Genomic DNA, 1,655 nt, shown 5'->3' with positions numbered 1-1,655 from the left:
AGCGAGCGTTCCCGGAACCACATCGCGGATGCGGATTGGGAAAGAGCCGGCCGGGTGCAGACTCCTCGGTAACACTTCGCGTCTTCGCGTCTTCGCGTTGAAGTCTTTTGTCTCATCAAGGCTAGCTCCCGGGCTGCCTCGAGACGGCTCCCCGCTGGTGGAGGCGATGCTGAGGCGAGCGCCGAGTCCGCGTGGCCCGACCGCCCAGCCGTCGGTCGGGCCGACCATTGCGGCCCGCACCTACCGGCCGAGTTGCCGCAGGGCATCGTCCAGCGGGGCACTGGAGACCCTGACGACGCCCTGGAACGGTCGGCTCATGTCCTGAATGATCATGATCCCGCCGGCGCCTGACAATGCGCACAGGAGCAAGACCACGGTGACGGTCAGGTTCCGAGGCGAGAGCAGGGTGAACAGGGCAAACATCACCGCGAACCAAAAGATCAGCATCACCAGGAAGGTTGCCGGGATCGCTGGGTTCGCCCGCAGCTGCACCTGCCATCGCAGCGTCATGATGTGTGAGAACACGTCCAGTGCCACGTCCTTGAGGATGCGTTGAGAATCGTCCCGGGGCGACAGCTGTCGCAGCGTGCTGGCCAGCGTCTCCAATTCGGGTGACGTTGCCATGCGACCGCGATTCGGGTCGACGGGGCCCGCCGGCCACGTCCGTTCGATCTCTGCCACGACGCTGAGCCGCAGCTGATCCCGCGCGACGTTCGTCTCCAGCCCATACTGGGCCAGGATGCGGTCGAGATTGACGCAGCTACCGGCGCCCTCCGTCACGCCGCCGTTCACGGCGTCGAAGGCATCCTTGGCCGAGGTGACCATCAATCCGAGCACCAGTGCGGCCAGCGTCGCAATGAATCCCGCCCCGAGCTGGACCATGTCGCGCGACTCCGCCTGCAGATGATGTGACGGAAGACGATCGCGCAGGAGGGCGCCGAAGGCCGCGCCACCGAACATCGCTCCAAACGCGATGGCGGTGATGACGTATGAATTCACGCTGCGGTCCTCATCGTGGTTCGGCCGCGTCGCCCGTCACGCCCGACGCCGCGCTCACCGCACCGGCGACGCACTGGTTGAGCTCGAGGTGGCGGTGCAGGATGCGCTGCACCTCGCTGATGACCTCGGGCTTCGACTGCATCGAGTGTTCGGAGTTGACGATGAGCTCCGACTCGACGCCGTCGACGTGCGCGCTGCTGTACTTCACCACGCCGTCGCCGCCGCTCTCGAGGGGCTCACCGCCGGTGACGCCGACGATGGAGTTCGCTGCGACCTCGGGCGACACCGGGATCGTGGCGATGGTGAGGATGAACGGGTGGCCGGGGGACATGTTGTCGATACTGGTCGGCGGGTTCTTGATCCGCGCCTGACGGGCCGCGCTGCTGCGCAGAAGGTCGGCGCTGGATGTGACCAGGGCGGCTGGCAGGGTGATCAGGCGTCGGGCGAGCCGGCGGACGAGATCTGGACCGGCGAGATAGCTGCCACGCTGGGGCGTGGCGATGAACACGACGCGGCGGACGAATGGCAGCGGCTCGACGAACATCGCTTGCTCGACCATCGCACGCGCCTCGGGCGACAACTCGGCCTGGTCGATCGGGACGTCGCTGACGTTGCGCCAGAACAGGTCGCCGGAGTTGACGGCGGTTAGCTTGGTC

At 66.6% G+C, this 1,655-nt stretch carries 2 protein-coding genes; both read right to left on the bottom strand.

Annotated elements, in window-relative coordinates; genetic code table 11:
* Window positions 1-240: 240 nt before the first annotated feature.
* Entirely contained in the window at window positions 241-999 is a 759-nt protein-coding gene (locus ACRDUX_RS11905) for a bestrophin-like domain (RefSeq protein WP_526414106.1), read from the bottom strand.
* Window positions 1,000-1,009: 10 nt separating this feature from the next.
* Window positions 1,010-1,655 (bottom strand): hypothetical protein (locus ACRDUX_RS11900; RefSeq protein WP_526414104.1); only part of this gene is annotated, 646 nt, incomplete at its 5' end.

Origin of the sequence: Mycobacterium sp. (assembly GCF_050701675.1) — a bacterium.
GTDB lineage: Bacteria > Actinomycetota > Actinomycetes > Mycobacteriales > Mycobacteriaceae > Mycobacterium.
Note: the sequence above shows the minus strand (reverse complement) of the source record. Positions and strands in the feature narration are given on the sequence as shown.